Below are 14,701 nucleotides of genomic sequence, written 5' to 3'. Positions count from 1 at the left end.
GACCATGGCACAGCGTGGCAGCGCTGCAGGCGAGAGCCCTGCTGCCCCATGGTCTGCAGCCGACCTGGCCACCCTCGTCGTCGGCGCGCGGGGCACGGTGCTGCGCTGGAGCGATGACGCCCAACGCCTGCTCGGCCACTCCCCGGAGGTGGTGGGCCGCGCAGCTGCCGAGCTGCTCGCCGTGGACGCCTCCCATGCGGCCTGGAACGCCCTGGCCACGGGTGAGGCATGGAGCGGGTCCGTGACCGTACGCCATCGGGACGGTCACCGGCTCGATGTCGGCATGCGCGTCTGTCCGTCACTGGACGGCCAGGGCAAGGGCCACGAGTGGTCCGTCGTGACCGTCTCCCCGCACCCGTCCGGGAGCGGGACCGAGAGCGGGTCCGACCGGGCGATGTGGGAGCAGCCCTTCGCCCAGGCGTCGGTCGCCCTCGCCATGTTCGACGCGGAGCTGCGGTGCCAACAGGCCAACAGCCTCGTCGGCGACATGGTGGGCACCGCGGCGGCGCAACTGCGCGGACGGTCGTACGCGGACGTCCTTCCGGACGGCGCCGACGGGGCCTGGCAGAAGCAGCTGCGGCGGGTCGCCGAGACCGGGTCACCGGCGCACTACGAGGACTACGTCGGTGACCGTGCCTGGAGCATCGAGATGTGGCCGGTCAAGGATCCCTTCGGCCGGGTCCGCGGAGTCGGCACCGCCGCGTTCGACAACAGCGCGCAGCACGGGGCCCACCAGCGGCTGGCCCTGCTGAACGAGGCCGGCGCACGGATCGGCGCCACCCTGGATGTGGGGCGCACGGCCGGGGAGCTGGCCGAGCTGCTGGTGCCACGGCTCGCCGACTTCGTCACCGTGGACCTCTTCGGCTCGGTCCTGGCGGGAGAGGAGCCGAAGGTGCGGGAGACGGGTGAACCCGTGCTGCTGCGCAGGGCCGCGTACCGGTCCGCCGTCGAGGGCGTCCCCCAGCTCGCCGTCGAGCTGGGCGCGGTCGTCGCCTACCCGCCGTTCTCTCCCCCGGCCCGCTGCCTCGCCGCCGGACGCCCCCTGCTGAGCGGATTGGACGACCCCGATTTCGTCAGGTGGATCGAGGGCGACGAGATCAGGAGCGTCGGCGTCCATCGCGACGGCATCCACACGGGCATGGCGGTGCCGCTGCGAGCCCGCGGCATCGTGCTCGGCGTGGCCGTACTCTGGCGCTGGACCCTCCCGGGGGCCTTCCAGCAGGACGACCTGCTGCTCGTCGAGGAACTGGCCGGCCGGGCCGCCGTCAGCATGGACAACGCGCGGCGCTACACCCGCGAGCGCGCCACCGCCCTCACCCTGCAACGCAGCCTGCTTCCGCAGGAGCTGCCCCAGCAGGCCGCGGTCGAGGCCGCCTTCCGCTATCTGCCGGCCAGTTCCGAGACCGGAGCGGGCGGCGACTGGTTCGACGTGATCCCGCTGTCCGGGACCCGGGTCGCTCTGGTCGTCGGCGATGTGGTCGGACACGGTGTCCACGCCTCCGCCGCCATGGGGCGGCTGCGTACCGCCGTGCGGACCCTCGCCGATGTCGACCTGCCGCCCGACGAGCTCCTCACCCACGTCGACGACCTGGTCACCCATCTCAGCGGCGCCGACGGGCTGGACCCCGCCGGACTGCCGGGCGAGTTCGGCGCCACCTGCCTGTACGCCGTCTACGACCCGGTGTCCCGGCACTGCGTCCTCGCCAGCGCCGGCCATCCCCCGCCCAGCGTCCTCTACCCCAACGGCACGGTCGCCACCATCGGTCTGAGCCCCGGGCCCCCGCTGGGCGTGGGTGGCGTGCCCTTCGAGGCCACGGAGCTGGAGCTGCCCGAGAGCAGTGTGATCGTGCTGCACACCGATGGGCTGATCCACGCCCCAGGCCGGGATCTCGACACGGGCTTCGCCCGGTTGCGCGACTCCCTGGCCACTGTCTCCCCCTCCTTGGAGGACACCTGCGACCGTCTGATCGGCACCCTGCTGCCCGAGCGTCCCTCCGACGATGTCGCCCTGCTGGTCGCACGCACCCGCGCCCTCCACGCCGACCAGGTCGCCACCTGGGGCCTGCCCGTCGACCCCGAGGTCGTCGCGGACGCCCGGGCGCAGGCCACCCGCCAGTTGGCCGCCTGGGGGCTGGAGACGGCCTCGTTCGTCACCGAGCTGGTGGTCAGTGAACTCGTCACCAACGCCATCCGGTACGGCGGGCCTCCCATCCAGCTACGGCTGATCCGCGACCGCACCCTGATCTGCGAGGTCTCCGACGGCAGCAGTACCTCTCCCCATCTGCGCCGTGCCCGCACCTTCGACGAGGGAGGCCGCGGACTCCTCCTGGTCGCCCAGGTCGCCCATGGCTGGGGCACCCGCCACACCGGCACCGGCAAGACCATCTGGGCCGAGCAGCCCCTGCCCGACGACTCATGGTGGGCGGACCTGTGAACACGGAGGACGCCGGCGCCGGTACGACCCCCGTGCCGACCGTCGACCAGACACGCGCGCTCGGGATGGTCTTCCCGCCCGCCGACCACCGCTACACGGGGATGCAGCTGGACTTCGTCGGCCGGGTGGCCGAGGCGGCCCAGACATACGACTACGACGTGCTGCTCACCACCGGCAGGGAGGTGGACGACCCGCCGTTCCAGCGGCTGCTGGCGGGAGGCCGGGTGGACGGCGTCATCCTGATGGAGATCAAGCTGGAGGACTCGCGGGTCGACCACCTCACCGAGCTGGGTTACCCCTTCGTCACGATCGGACGGCCGGGCATCGAGGACGCCTGGTGGGTGGACCTGGACTTCGTGGCGCTCGGACGCAACTGCGTGCGGCACCTGGCCGACCTCGGTCACACCACCATCTCGTTCGTCAACCGGTCGGAGCAGTTCTTCCGGTCCGGATACGAATCGGCGCACCGCGGACTCGAGGGGTTCAACCAGGGCATCGAGGAGCTGGGGCTTACCGGGCGCGCGTACTTCTGCGGCGACGACACGGCCGCCGGCGAGGCGTGCCTGGCGAAGATTCTGCGGGACGACCCGGACACCACAGCGGTGGCCACCCTGAGCGAGGCATCCGTAGCCGGTCTGTACCGCGGCCTGACGCGCGCCGGGCGGGTCGTACCGCGCGACTTCTCGGTCGTCGGCCTGACGGCCGGTCCCGCCCTTACGGATACCGTGATCCCGCCGCTCACGGCGGCCGAGGAACCGGTCGACGAGATCAGCCGGATCGCCGTCGAGCTGTTGATGGAGCGGCTGAAATCCCCCGGCGCACCTCCCCGGAACGTTCTGCTGAGACCGCTGATCACCATCCGCTCCAGCACCGGCCCCTGCCTCTCGACACCGGACGCCTGGTAGTCAACGACCCGGGACTGAAGTCCCGGGCTTGCACAACGGGCATCACTGGCGGTGATGCTGCGTTTGCGTCCAGCCCCACTCCGCTGACGCGGGGGTGGGGCAGGGGCCGTTGACTCGGCCCCGCTTCGCCACAACTCCCAGGCACGGGCCTGGATGTTGCGGGAGCCGTTCCGGCACGCGAACCAGGCAGCCTTACGAGCTGGCTTCCTGCGGTCCCGGCCGCGCCCCCACGGCGAGCGACACCACGCACAACACGGCGGTGAAGGCGTCGCGTTCGGTCGCCGCACTGCTCTGAGCCACCACCGTGGCGTAGAACCGGCGCGCGGCGTCGTCGACACTGCGGATGAAGCCGGACTCGACGTTGCCGCGGCTGCTGCCCATGCCCTTGACCGCCGCGTGCGGAGCACCCGCGGGCCGCATGGCGACTCCCCTCATGCATGGGTGCAGATATAATTGATGGCAGTGTTGATATCCATGGAGGTGCAGTCGATGAGCCGAACCGTGATCGACCTCGACGATCAGCTGGTCGCGGACGTGGCCAAGGCCCTTGGGACCAGCACCAAGAAGGAGACGGTGAACACCGCGCTGCGCGAGGTGCTGGAGAACCGGCGGCGAGCCCTGGCGCTCACCCGCCTGCGGGCGTCGGCAGGAGAGGGTGCCTTCGACCTCGATCTTTTCGAGGACAAGGGGAACTACCGCCGGTGAACGCTGCGCAATACCTGATCGACACCAGTGCGCTCGCCCGCATGCTGCGCAGCGACGCCGAGCAGTACGGATGGGACCAAGCGGCAGCCGCCGGGCTCATCGCCACCTGCCCCATCACCGAGCTGGAGTTCTTCTACAGCGCGCGTTCCGCCGCCGACCGCGCACAAGGCATCGAAGACATGCGCATGCTCTTCGGCTGGGTGTCGGTCGACGACCGTGCCTACGACCGCGCATGGCAGGTCCAGGAGGTCCTCACCCAGCGCGGACAGCACCACAGCGCCGGAGCCGTCGACCTCGTAGTGGCCGCCACGGCCGAGTTGCAGGGACTGACACTGCTCCACCGCGACCGGGACTTCGAGTGCATCGCCGCCGTCACCGGCCAGGCACTCCAGTGGTACGGCCCCGAAGCCGGCAAATGACCAAGGGCGAGCGTCGGCCGTTCCGAGGAAGCCGCGACCATCGGTCTTGGGGCGGTGCACAAGCCCCTTGTGGGACCGGGCACTTGACCGCCGAGGGGCCTGCGTCAGAGCGGGAGGTCGCCGGGGAGTACCCGGAACGCCTTGTGGCGGCCCAACGGGCGTACGGCCCGGAAGTCTCGTCGGTCGAGGGTGAGAACCGCATCCGTGTCGTAGTCGGCGGCAAGCGCCACGTTCACCGCGTCGGCGAGGTCGAGGTCCAGCGCGCGGTGGCGGACGCGGACAGACTGGGCGGCGCCCAGGTGGTCCTCCGTGATCTCAGGCATGACGACACGACCCCGTCCCATCCAGCGCCGCAGGTCGTCGACCGCGCTGAGGGCAGCCTCCGTGCCGAGCTCACGCGTCGCCACGTGATCCAGTTCGGCCAGCAGGAGCGGGGACATGATCAGCAGGCCCGCCGCCATGATGGCCTCGTTCGCCGCACGGTGTTCCGGATGGGCCGAGTCCAGGGCTGCCAGAAAGCCGGACGTATCGGCGATGACAATGATCACGCGGCGGATCCGGAACCCGAGCCGGTCTCACTCCGGACGGCCTCGGCGACCGTGTCGCGGACCTCCGACTTGGACAGCGTGCGCCCCGGCCCCTCAAAGGTGCGTGAGAACAGCGGCTCGTCCCACACCCGGTTCGCCATGGCTGCAAGGTGGATGCCCTGGCGGATGATCTCGGCCTCGCTCACACCTCGACGCTTGGCGGCCTCCTTGATGATGGCCAGGTCCTCGGGGTCGGCGTAGACGTTGGTGCGTTTCATGGACATGTACCAGGAGTAGTCCATGTACCGGTTTGATGTATGCGGATACTTCCCCGGGGCTGGTGCCAGACGATGTCGTCGGCGAACATGCTGCCTGACGGGTCCTTACACTTACCGCCGGTAACAAACCACCTCGACGCAACCAATGAGGGCGTGTGACGCATGCCGCAGCTTCCGGCCTTTGATGTCATGACGGCGACCTGCCCGTCCCGTACCTCGCTCGCCCGCATCGCCAACAAGTGGACGGCCATGGTGGTCATCGCGCTCAGCGCCGACCGAATGCGCTTCCGCGACCTGCGCGCCACCGTCGACGGCATCAGCGCGAAGGTCCTCACCGAGACGCTCCGGGACCTGGAACGCGACGGAATCGTCACCCGGCACGTGTACGCCGAGGTCCCGCCCAGGGTCGAGTACGAGTTGACCGCACTGGGGCGCACTCTGCATGCCCCGCTTCAGGCACTGGGCCTCTGGGCCGAGGAACACTTCACCGAAGTGCTCGCGGCACGCGAGAGCTACGACGCCCGCCAGTGACCGTGGCTGGTTACCAGAGGTAAGCAGTGGGCGAACGTCGTGGAGGTGGCGCCGAGGCGGCCGCCACGGCCCGCGCGCCCGGAGTCGAGGGATCCTGCCGTCGGTCGACCGGGCGACCGGGCGACCGGTCGACCGGTCGACCGGTCGCCCGGTCGCCCGGTAATCCACGCCACAAGCCGTCCGGCACGGTGCCGCAGTGCCGGACGGCTTCCAATCGGGAAGGACGCGGGCGGCCTACTGTCCCCAGAAGGCGTCCTCGGCCACCTGGTCGCCGGAGAACAGCCACATCTCGACGATCTTGCCGTCCTGGAAGCGCAGGACATCCACGCCCTCCATGCCCATGGACGCGTCCTCACGCCGCCCGGCGAAGTGGATCGAGGCGGCCACCATGTCGCCGTTGCCCATGAGGGCGTGGATCGTGTCGATGGCGAAGGAGCCCCGGCTGGCCTCCATCATCCCGCCGAGCATCGCGAAGACGGCGTCGCGCCCCTTGTACTCACCGGAGAACTGGTTGGCGCCCGGCTGATGCCAGACGATCTCCTCGTCCAGAAGCTCCCCGACCTTGGCCAGGTCACCCTTCTGCACGGCCTGGAAGTACTCACGCGCGATGTCGACGTTCTTGCTGGTCATGACAACACTCCTGACGCCCCTGACATAGGGGCAGCACGACTTGCTGATACAGGTTGGATGCGAGGCGCGACGCATGCGATGCGACTCGGGATGGATCGATGACGCCCGGTCAGGTTTCGGCGGACCCGCCCTCAGGCATCGCCCCAGAACTCGTCCTCGCCCTGCCCGCCGTGGCGGAGCCCCCGTCGGCGTACTGCCGGGCGATCCCGAGGGCGGTGGTGGACCCCATGGCCGACCCCATGGCCGGACTCTCTCCTTCGGTGAGTTCGTCCTGCTGCACCGCCATACTCACCATCGGTAACCAGTCACCTCAACGTAACCAACGGGATGACGTGACACACGTCACAAACCACCTCGGTGTCCGGGAGTTGGAGAGGAATCCGAAGGCGGTCCTGTGTGCACCTGCCCGGCCGTCGTTGCCACCGCGCCCATTCGCCACGACGCCGTACCGTTTCACCAGACGGGGCGCCATGGTGGGATCGAGTCTCCTGCCAAAGTGCGGATGACTGCCGCGAGTTCGGATCGCGGAACCTGTTGGCCGGCTTCGTGGAGCTGCTTGGTCAACTGTGCCTCCAGTTCATGCAGGATCCGTCCGGCCACAGCGAGGTGCTCCAGCGCCTTCTCGGTCAGGACGACGAGTTTGCGACGGCCGCCGGTGGGGTGCGGTTGCCGCTCGACGTAGCCCCGCTTCTCCAGATCGTCGACGATCTGGCCGGCGGCCTGCTTGGTGACCCCGAGCTGCTCGGCCAGTTCGCTGCTCGTCGCACCGGAACCGCGTAGCGCCTGGAAGACCAAGCCGTGCATGGGGCGGAGATCGGCATAGCCGGCGGCGTCAAGACGGCTCACGAACTCGGAGAGGACCAACTGGAAGGCCATTCCGAGCAGGAAGGTGAGCTCGGCGCGCTCGAGGGGATCATGGTCATGGGTCTCCACCAGCTCATCTTGACACACCTGAATAAAGTCGCTTTACTCGCTGCGAGTAAAGGCGCTTTACATGGAGGGTGTGCACATGTACGTGGTCAGCGAAAGCGAGCAACGGACGACCAAGACGCCGGCTGGCTCGATGTTCGGCCTGGCTGCCCCCAGCCAGGGCAGTACCGAGGTCAGCACCTGGCGGGTGGAAGTCGGCGCGGACTCCGCCACGCCGGTGCACATCATCGACCGCGAGCAGGTGTGGATGCCCCTGTCGGGCGAGTTCGAGATCGAGGTGGAGGGCAAGACCGGGCGCGCCACGGCCGGTCAGGCCGTCATCGTGCCCGCTGGTGCGGTGCGGCAACTGAGGGCCCTGGGTGGCCCGGCAGAGGCTGTGGTCGCCATGGCCGTGGGCGGCAAGGCGATGATGCCGGGCAGCGAGGACAAGATCCCGCTTCCGTGGGCAGAGTGACCCCTTCCCTCCGAACAGCCCGACCATCACACTCCGTCGGTTCCCGCAGAGGCCGTCTCCCATGCCGGGCGGAGGATGGGAGACAGCGATGACGGGAACGCGGTCCCGTAGGCGCTCCCGAGGAGGAAGAGACCATGGGGCCACTACGGCGATCACTTCGCGCCGCCATCACGGCGGCTGCACTCTTCTCGCTCACCGTCTCCTGCACGGACGACGAACCCCAGTCCCCGCCCACCACGGATTCCCCGTCGTCCAACACCCCGAGTCGGAGTCTCCCGCCCACCACCTCCCCGACCCCCACCCCGACTGCGAGCGCCCCGGAGGACCCGGCCGAGGCCGAGAAGCAGGTCCGCGACGCCTGGGCGCGTTTCTTCGGTCCCGAGACCTCGGTCGAGGACAAGGCGGACGTCATGGAGAGCGGTGACGAGTACCAGCTGATGATCGACGCACTCGCCAACGACCCGAAGACCCACGTGCTGCGGGTCCGCGTCGACTCGGTGACCTTCACCTCCGATCTGCACGCGCGGATCGGCTACACCCTCTTCTCCGGCGACCGGAAGGTCGGACCGGACGGCCCGGGGGCGTCCGTACGCCAGGACGACACGTGGAAGGTCTCGGCGAAGACCGTGTGCTCCCTGACGAAGTACGGCAAGGACGTCCCCCAGGCCCCGATCTGCTGACGGCCCGGTGCAGCGGTCACCAGAACAGCAACTCCGTTGTCGACAAAAGGAACTTGGCATCGCCGCCATTGCATGCGATCGAAGTCGTCACCAGGGGTGGTGAGCAGGTGGGGGTCGACGGTGCTTGAGCGTGTTCTGGCGTGTATGAGTGAGCCTCCTGGCAGCGTCAGGCATGTTCTCCGGCGGGGAACGGGAGTTCTTGTGTCGAATGCGTGACCTTCGCTGGTGGTGGTCGTTGGTGTGGTGAGGGATTTCTTCGATACCGGGCCGGGGGGTGACGGGGTGGGTGAGCTGCGGGAGGTGGTGGCGCCGTTCGTGGTGCCCGGTCTCTCGGGGGTTGCGATCTGTACCCGGCTCAAGGGCCTGACCGCTGGGGACGAGAAGGTGCTTCGCCTGGTCGGCGACCTGCTCGGTTCGCTTGCTTCCCGTGATCTGAAGGCGCGGTGCGCGGCTGGTCTGGAGCACGACAGTGAGCGGTGGGCCGAGCGCAAGCGCACTCTCACACAGGAGTCCTCCTCCCGCTGGGCCGGGTCGGTCACGAAGGCCGCCCACGATCAGTGGGCGCTCGCCCGGCGTGGCCGGCTCGCGCACATCCAGAGCCTTCAGGCCGGGATCGAGACGATCGAGCACCGGCTGTCCCGGCCCATCGGTGACAAGGGCACCAAGCAGGCGCCTGGCGGCTACCGCAGCCGGCAGGAGTGGTTTGCCAAGTCCCGCCGCCTGCGCGTGCTCGAAGACCGGCTTCAGACGGCCCGGGCGGAGCGGGAGGCCGGGGTCGTGCGCGTGGTGCGCGGCGGGAAACGGCTGCTGAACACCCGGCACAACCTGGATGCCGCCGGGCTCACCGAAGAGCAGTGGCGCGCCCGGTGGGAGGCCGGGCGCCGGTTCCTGCAGGCCGACGGCGAGTCCGGCAAAAGCTACGGCAACGAGACGATCCGCGTCACCGGCGACGGCGAGGTCTCGATCAAGCTCCCGGCGCCGCTGGCGCCGCTGGCGAACGCTCCGCACGGCCGGTACGTGCTCACCGGCCGCGTGGCGTTCGCGCACCGGGGCGAGCAGTGGCGTGACCGGGTCACCGCCAACCGGGCCGTGGCCTACCGCATCCACGAAGACGTAGGCCGGAGCCGCTGGTACCTGACCGCGTCATGGACGCTCCCGCCGGTCCAGATGGTGCCGCTGGAGGCGGCCCGCGCGGGCGGGCTGGTCGGCGTGGACACCAACGCCGACCATCTCGCCGCCTGGCGCCTCGACCAGCACGGCAACCCCGTCGGCGCACCGCTCCGGTTCGGCTACGACCTGTCCGGCACCGCCGGCCACCGCGACGCGCAGGTGAGGCACGCCCTCATCCGCCTGCTGCACTGGGCCAAACGCCACAGCCTCGCGGTCGCGGTCGAAGACCTCGACTTCCAAGCGGAGAAGACCCGGGAGAAGCACGGCCGCCGCAAAAGGTTCCGCAAGCTCATCTCCGGCATGCCCACCTCCCGGCTGCGGGCCCGGCTGGTGTCCATGGCGGCCGAACTCGGCATCACCATCGTCGCCGTCGACCCGGCCTACACCTCCAAGTGGGGCGCCCAGCACTGGCAGAAGCCCCTCACCACCAACACCAGGAAGACCACTCGCCACGACGCGGCCGCCGTGGCGATCGGCAGGCGCGCCCTGGGGCACCCGATCCGGCGACGGACGGCACCGCCCCGCACCCACCGGAGCGATGGGTGCGGGCATCGGACCGTCCAGGCCGAATCAGTGGCCCCGGGGCGTGAGGGAAACCGCCCCCGCATCCCCGGACCACGGACACGATCCGTGCGCGCCGGACGCGGCGAGAACGCGGTGGACCAGAACGCCCAACACCGTTCGGGGCGTTCGGCTGAGCATGAGTTCTGGCACCAGGACTCACTCCCGCTCAGTCTTTAGGAACGGTGAGCGGCACGAGCACAGGTACCGATCGACCGGCGACTCGATCCGGAAGTGGAAGAGATTTTCCGTTGACGGGTCTGCTACATGCCCGACATGCCGGCGCAACCTCCGGCCCCTTAGCTGACGCATCAACCGTCCGGCACCACGCCGGTAGGGGATGGGGCACAGCAAGAAGGAGCAGGACATGACGGCCACGGACAGCGCGGACGCGGACAGAACCGCCACCCCGCCCGGGTACTCCCCCCGCCTCTACAACGCGGACCTCGCTCCCGCCACCGAGCGCAAGTGGGGCGCCTTCAGCATCTTCAACGTCTGGACCTCGGACGTGCACAGTCTGTACGGCTACTTCCTGGCCGCCAGCCTGTTCCTCGTCGCGGGCAACACCTTCAAGTTCCTCATCGGCATCGGTGTGGGCTCGCTGATCATCTACTGGCTGATGACCCTCATCGGCAAGGCGGGCGTCAAGACCGGTGTCCCCTACCCAGTCCTCGCCCGCGCCTCGTTCGGCACCTTCGGCGCCAACGTCCCGGCTCTCGTACGGGCCGTGGTCGCCACCTTCTGGTACGGCGCCCAGACCAGTGCCGCCGCCGGCGCCATCGTGGCCTTCCTCGTCCGCTACGACGGACCCAAGCATCTGCACGAGACCAGCCGGCTCTTCGACCACAGCGGCCTCGAAGTGCTGTGCTACCTCGGTGTGTGGGCCGCCCAGCTGCTCATCATCAGCAAGGGGATGGAAACGGTCCGCCGTTTCCAGGACTTCGCCGGCCCGGCGGTCTGGCTGATGATGCTGGTCCTCGCGATCGCGCTGTCCGTGAAGGCAGGGGCGCTGTCCTTCTCCGTCGACATGCCGGGCAAGGACCTGGCCGCGCTCGCCAAGAGCGCCACCGGACTCGATGTCTCCCCGGGCTCGTTCGCCGCGATCGCGGCGATAGCCGCCACCTGGGTAACCTACTTCGCCGCCCTGTTCCTCAACTTCGGTGACTTCGCGCGCTTCACCCCCGACGAGAAGGCCCTGAAGAAGGGCAACATCTGGGGCCTGCCCGTCAACCTGATCCTCTTCTCCCTCGTCGCCGCGACCACCACGGCCGCCGCCAGCAAGGTGTACGGCGAGGTCATCCTCGAACCGGCCGAGATCTCCGCCAAGTTCGACAGCGCGTTCCTCGTCCTGCTCGCCGCCCTGACCTTCGCCGTGGCGACCCTCGGCATCAACGTCGTCGCCAACTTCGTCAGTCCCGCCTTCGACTTCGCCAACGTGGCCCCGAAGTACGTGAGCTTCCGCAGGGGCGGCCTCATCGCCGCCGTCATCGCGCTCCTGCTCTACCCGCTCCACCCCTGGGACAACGCCCCCAGCTTCGTCAACGCCATCGGCTCGACGATGGGCCCCATCTTCGGTGTGATCGTCGTCGACTACTACCTCATCCGGAAGACACAGCTGAACGTGCCCGCTCTGTACGAGGAGGGCGGGGAGTTCCGCTTCCAGGGCGGCTGGAACGTACGGGCGTTCGCCGCCGGAGTGGTGGGCGCCGTCTTCTCCAGCATCCTCCCCGTCTACGGACCGTCCGGATACGGGGCGACGCTGGGTCCGTACTCCTGGTTCATCGGAGTCGTCGTGGCCGGGGTGCTCTACTTCGCGTTCAGCGGGGGCAGGAGCCCCCTCGCAGCGAGGACGGCGGCGGAAGCTCCGGAGGCGACACAGGCATAGGAGTCAGCATTCGTACGTGAGGTGGGTGGTGACCGTGCGCTCGGTGGGGGAAAGTATGCGTAGTTCGGCACGTGCCGTGTAGTGGCCCTTGCCCTGGAAGGTCCACAACAGGTGCAGGCGTGCCTGTCCCTGGCCCTGGACCACCACTTCGCGCAGGACGCCCGAGGCGGTGCCGTCACTTCGGGTCCAGCGGTAGGAGAGCGTGCCCGGTCGGCCGTTCGTGGCGACGAGGGCGACTATGTCCGCCGTGCCGTCGCATCCCAGAACCGTCGGCCGGGCCGTGACCGCCACCGTGTGCACCGCGACGGACGGCCCGAGGCGCTGCCAGGCGAGGAAGGCGATGACGCAGATCAGCACCAGCGCGGGCAGAGTGTGTCTGCGCAGACGCCGGCGTGGGGGCGCGAGGGGCGGCGGCACTGCGGGCAGCATCCTGTGGGTACGGTGCGCGACGGCGGCTGTCACCCCCGGGCCGAAACGCAGCACCGTGCCTTCGGCACGATCCGGCCGTGTCGGCGGCGACGGCGACGGGATCTCCGTGGAGGGCGGTCCGACGAGGGTGGTGTCCGGCTCGGGCCGCTGGATCCAGTGGCTGGCCAGCACGGTGGCGCTGTACTCGGCGTCGGTGGATCCGGGTTTGTCGGTGGGGGCGTGTTCGTCGGTGGGGCCGAGGTGGAGCGTGGAGGTGTGCTCGTCGGTGGGGCCGAGTACCTGGGTGGGCTCCGAGTCCTCGGCAGACGCGGGAGTGCGGTCGTCCTGAGCGGTCATCGGATGTTGCACCGCCTGGTCAGAAGCTGCTGCGAGGCGCCGCCGTCGGCGGAGGCCGGTGTGGTCGTGGCCTGCACCCCCCAGTAACAGCCGTTGCCCTGGAAGGTGTGGTCGACGGTGAGCGTGTACTGGGTGGCGCCGCTGCGCTCGAACGTCTGGGCCGTACCGTCCGGGGTGCCGAGCTGTCCTCCGGTGTCGCCCGTGAACCACGAGACGGTGAGGGAGAGCGGCCCGGTGCCGTCCGTGGTGATGTCGATCGTTGCCGTGGCGGTCGTCGCACCCGTCTGCCGGAAGCCCGACACCGCGACGTCCTTGACGGCGGGAGCGGTCGGCGAGCTGGGGGAAGCGGTCGTCGGCGTCGGCTCGGTGGTCACCCCGCCGGGCGTCGTCGTCTCCGGGGCCGGAGCCGTGGTGGCGGACGCCGAGGGTTCGCCGGTGCCGGGTTCGCCGATGCCGGCGGTCGCCGGGTCCGTGGTGGACGGGGCCGAGGTCGACGGGCCGGGTGACACGGTGGACGTCGGGGGCGGCGGGGAGGAGTGGGCCGTCGCGGTCGGATCGGCGGGCCCTCCCGGCTCCACACCGGGCTGGGCACTGGTGGTGGCCAGGGCCTGCGCCGTCTGCCGCGGAGCCGCTCCCGGCGTGTGCTGGATGCCGTAGGTCAGGAAGACGCCCAGCAGCACGGCCGCACCGGACACCAGCATCCCTGGCCGTCCGGGCCGCCACGACTGCGCCCAGCCGTGGCCCGGTCCCCCGCTCAGCACCGTGCGCGCGGTGTCCGTGGTGGTCCGCGGGGCGCTACGGGCCGAGGGCAGCAGCAGCGGCAGCAGGGCCACCAGCGCGGCGAGCCTGCCGCGGCCGCGTTCCTCCCAGTGGGGCCCGTAGGCGGCGCCGGCGGCCGTCTCCAGTTCCGCGACGAACGCCTCGGCGTGTGTGGGCCGTTCCCGCGGGTCCTTGGCCAGACCGCGCCGCACCAGCTCCCGCACCGCCTCGGGGGCCTCCTCGGCAGGGACGGGCGCATCGACGTGCTGCAGCGCGAGTTCGGCGATATTGCCGCCCGAGTACGGCTTGTGGCCCGTCAGGCACTCGAAGAACGTGGCCGTGGCGGCGTACACGTCGGCGGCCGGAGAGGCGGGCGCGCCGGTCCACTGCTCCGGGGCCATGTAGGCGGGAGTTCCCGCCACGCCGACGCTGGTGCCGACGTCGACCGCTATACCGAAGTCGACGAGCTTGGACGATCCGTCCGGCAGGACCAGGACGTTCGCCGGCTTGTAGTCACGGTGGACGACGCCGATGCGGTGCGCGTCGGCCAGGCCGAGCAGCGACCCCTTGAGGATTACGAGTGCGGCCTCGGGATCGAGTGGGCCCTGCCTGGTCAGCAGGGTCCGCAGGGAGACACCGTCCACCAGCTCCATCACGATGGCCGCGCCGTCCGGGCTCTCGACGTACTCGTACAACCCGGTGACGTACGGGCTCTCCAGTCCGCCGAGCAGCCGCGCCTCCGCCCTGAAATCGCGTACGAAGCCCGGCCTGGTGCGCAGTGACTCGCTGAGGTACTTCACCGCGACCGGAACGCCGGTCTCCTCGTGCACGGCGAGGACGACCCGCCCGCTTGCCCCTGATCCGAGCTCCAGTGACTCCGTGTATCCGGGCACAGCCCATGTGTTCATTCCAGCCCCCCAAGGCCGCAGTGCTGCCGGAAGCCCACGACCCCCCGGAGCTTCGGACCACGCGTCCAGAGACACATTTTCGGCCACTTCGGTTGCGGTGCGGCACTCTGGATCCCCGTTCCGGGCACTGGCAGCCGGAGTATGCGGATCAGGGCTGGCT

16 protein-coding genes and 1 pseudogene are annotated in these 14,701 nt (G+C 69.8%); 9 read left to right on the top strand and 8 right to left on the bottom strand.

What is annotated here, in order from left to right; all coding sequences use genetic code 11:
• The first annotated feature begins 4 nt into the window (after positions 1-4).
• On the top strand, positions 5-2,434 hold the full coding sequence (locus Q4V64_RS27675) for a SpoIIE family protein phosphatase (protein WP_124440492.1): 2,430 nt from the start codon (positions 5-7) through the stop codon (positions 2,432-2,434).
• Complete coding sequence (locus Q4V64_RS27670; RefSeq protein WP_253266984.1) at positions 2,431-3,339, top strand: substrate-binding domain-containing protein; 909 nt, start codon at positions 2,431-2,433, stop codon at positions 3,337-3,339. The genes Q4V64_RS27675 and Q4V64_RS27670 overlap by 4 nt, the downstream gene beginning before the upstream one ends.
• A 192-nt stretch (positions 3,340-3,531) precedes the next feature.
• Here Q4V64_RS27670 and Q4V64_RS27665 read toward each other — a convergent pair.
• Positions 3,532-3,726, bottom strand: a pseudogene (locus tag Q4V64_RS27665) (hypothetical protein); the annotation flags it as partial.
• Between the two features lie 102 nt (positions 3,727-3,828).
• Between Q4V64_RS27665 and Q4V64_RS27660 the strand changes: the two are divergent.
• Positions 3,829-4,044, top strand: coding sequence for a type II toxin-antitoxin system VapB family antitoxin (locus Q4V64_RS27660; protein ID WP_124440495.1), 216 nt, complete (start codon positions 3,829-3,831; stop codon positions 4,042-4,044).
• The gene (locus Q4V64_RS27655) at positions 4,041-4,463 is read left to right on the top strand and encodes a PIN domain nuclease (RefSeq protein ID WP_124440496.1); all 423 of its coding nucleotides are present in this window, start codon (positions 4,041-4,043) and stop codon (positions 4,461-4,463) included. The genes Q4V64_RS27660 and Q4V64_RS27655 overlap by 4 nt, the downstream gene beginning before the upstream one ends.
• 104 nt (positions 4,464-4,567) lie before the next feature.
• Here Q4V64_RS27655 and Q4V64_RS27650 read toward each other — a convergent pair whose 3' ends face one another.
• Together Q4V64_RS27650 and Q4V64_RS27645 are read right to left on the bottom strand one after the other, a co-directional pair.
• On the bottom strand, positions 4,568-5,011 hold the full coding sequence (locus tag Q4V64_RS27650) for a PIN domain-containing protein (protein ID WP_124440497.1): 444 nt from the start codon (positions 5,009-5,011) through the stop codon (positions 4,568-4,570).
• Entirely contained in the window at positions 5,008-5,274 is a 267-nt protein-coding gene (locus Q4V64_RS27645) for a CopG family transcriptional regulator (RefSeq protein ID WP_124440498.1), read from the bottom strand. Before Q4V64_RS27645 ends, Q4V64_RS27650 begins: the two co-directional genes overlap by 4 nt.
• 156 nt (positions 5,275-5,430) lie before the next feature.
• On the opposite strand from Q4V64_RS27645, the gene Q4V64_RS27640 reads away from it, so the two are divergent.
• Positions 5,431-5,799: a helix-turn-helix domain-containing protein gene (locus Q4V64_RS27640; protein WP_124440499.1), complete on the top strand. Its 369-nt coding sequence runs from the start codon at positions 5,431-5,433 to the stop codon at positions 5,797-5,799.
• Between the two features lie 234 nt (positions 5,800-6,033).
• Here Q4V64_RS27640 and Q4V64_RS27635 read toward each other — a convergent pair whose 3' ends face one another.
• The 3 genes from Q4V64_RS27635 to Q4V64_RS27625 form a co-directional block, all read right to left on the bottom strand.
• Positions 6,034-6,429, bottom strand: coding sequence for a nuclear transport factor 2 family protein (locus tag Q4V64_RS27635; protein ID WP_124440500.1), 396 nt, complete (start codon positions 6,427-6,429; stop codon positions 6,034-6,036).
• 109 nt (positions 6,430-6,538) lie between these two features.
• Positions 6,539-6,724 (bottom strand): hypothetical protein, encoded by a 186-nt coding sequence (locus Q4V64_RS27630; protein ID WP_124440501.1) that lies wholly within the window; start codon positions 6,722-6,724, stop codon positions 6,539-6,541.
• Positions 6,725-6,882: 158 nt separating this feature from the next.
• On the bottom strand, positions 6,883-7,362 hold the full coding sequence (locus tag Q4V64_RS27625; protein WP_253266985.1) for a MarR family transcriptional regulator: 480 nt from the start codon (positions 7,360-7,362) through the stop codon (positions 6,883-6,885).
• Between the two features lie 76 nt (positions 7,363-7,438).
• Between Q4V64_RS27625 and Q4V64_RS27620 the strand changes: the two genes are divergently transcribed.
• The 4 genes from Q4V64_RS27620 to Q4V64_RS27605 all read left to right on the top strand — a co-directional run bounded on the left by Q4V64_RS27620 (position 7,439) and on the right by Q4V64_RS27605 (position 12,109).
• A complete protein-coding gene (locus tag Q4V64_RS27620) occupies positions 7,439-7,813 on the top strand; it encodes a cupin domain-containing protein (protein WP_124440502.1) in 375 nt (124 codons plus the stop codon).
• Between the two features lie 134 nt (positions 7,814-7,947).
• Positions 7,948-8,493 carry a hypothetical protein gene (locus Q4V64_RS27615; RefSeq protein WP_124440503.1) on the top strand — a complete coding sequence of 182 codons (546 nt, stop codon included), beginning with the start codon at positions 7,948-7,950 and terminating at the stop codon, positions 8,491-8,493.
• Between the two features lie 282 nt (positions 8,494-8,775).
• Positions 8,776-10,404 (top strand): hypothetical protein, encoded by a 1,629-nt coding sequence (locus Q4V64_RS27610; RefSeq protein WP_303712031.1) that lies wholly within the window; start codon positions 8,776-8,778, stop codon positions 10,402-10,404.
• Positions 10,405-10,591: 187 nt separating this feature from the next.
• Positions 10,592-12,109, top strand: a complete 1,518-nt coding sequence (locus tag Q4V64_RS27605; protein ID WP_124444673.1) for a cytosine permease — start codon at positions 10,592-10,594, stop codon at positions 12,107-12,109.
• 3 nt (positions 12,110-12,112) lie between these two features.
• On the opposite strand, the gene Q4V64_RS27600 is transcribed toward Q4V64_RS27605, so the two are convergent.
• Both Q4V64_RS27600 and Q4V64_RS27595 read right to left on the bottom strand, forming a co-directional pair.
• Complete coding sequence (locus tag Q4V64_RS27600; protein WP_124444672.1) at positions 12,113-12,874, bottom strand: hypothetical protein; 762 nt, start codon at positions 12,872-12,874, stop codon at positions 12,113-12,115.
• A complete protein-coding gene (locus Q4V64_RS27595; protein WP_124444671.1) occupies positions 12,871-14,541 on the bottom strand; it encodes a serine/threonine-protein kinase in 1,671 nt (556 codons plus the stop codon). Before Q4V64_RS27595 ends, Q4V64_RS27600 begins: the two co-directional genes overlap by 4 nt.
• Positions 14,542-14,701 lie beyond the last annotated feature (160 nt).

This window comes from Streptomyces sp. NL15-2K (assembly GCF_030551255.1).
Taxonomy (GTDB): Bacteria; Actinomycetota; Actinomycetes; order Streptomycetales; family Streptomycetaceae; genus Streptomyces.
The sequence above is the reverse complement of the archived record's forward strand: the minus strand, read 5'-3'. Positions and strand labels throughout refer to the sequence as shown.